Source organism: Microbacterium sp., from assembly GCF_041641055.1.
Classification (GTDB): Bacteria; Actinomycetota; Actinomycetes; order Actinomycetales; family Microbacteriaceae; genus Microbacterium.
Genome location: NZ_JBEPZB010000028.1, coordinates 1 through 683 on the forward strand (window position 1 = coordinate 1; position 683 = coordinate 683).

General features: G+C 65.3%; 1 protein-coding gene. It reads right to left on the bottom strand.

Features of this window, described 5'->3' with window-relative positions; genetic code table 11:
• Positions 1 to 683 (bottom strand): Hsp70 family protein (locus tag ACESK8_RS14595; protein ID WP_372969272.1); only part of this gene is annotated, 683 nt, incomplete at both ends.

The window sequence follows — 683 nt, forward strand, 5'->3', positions numbered from 1 at the left end:
CCTGGATCGCGACGGACGGCTGGTTGTCGTCTGCCGTGGTGAAGGTCTCGCTGCGCTTGGTCGGGATGGCCGTGTTGCGCTCGATGAGCTTGGTCATCATGCCGCCCTTGGTCTCGATGCCGAGGCTGAGGGGCGTGACGTCGATGAGCAGCACGTCCTTGCGCTCACCCTTGAGGACACCGGCCTGGAGGGCTGCACCCACCGCGACGACCTCATCGGGGTTGACGCCCTTGTTGGCCTCCTTGCCGGTCTCGCGCTTGACGAGCTCGGCGACGGCGGGCATACGCGTCGATCCACCCACGAGCACGATGTGATCGATGTCGGCGACCTTGATGCCGGCTTCGCGGATGACGTCCTCGAACGGCTTCTTGGTGCGGTCGAGGAGGTCCTTGGTGAGGTCCTCGAACTTCGCGCGGGTGATGGTCTCGGAGAGCGAGACGGGGCCCGACTCGGTCAGCGACAGGTACGGGAGGTTGATGCTGGTCGAGGTCGAGGAGGAGAGCTCCTTCTTGGCCTGCTCCGCAGCCTCCTTGAGACGCTGCAGGGCGATCTTGTCACCCGAGACGTCGACGCCCGTGGTCTCCTTGAACTGCTTGATCAGGTGGTCGACGAGACGCTGGTCCCAGTCGTCACCGCCGAGGCGGTTGTCACCCGCGGTGGAGCGCACCTGGATCGTCGAGAAG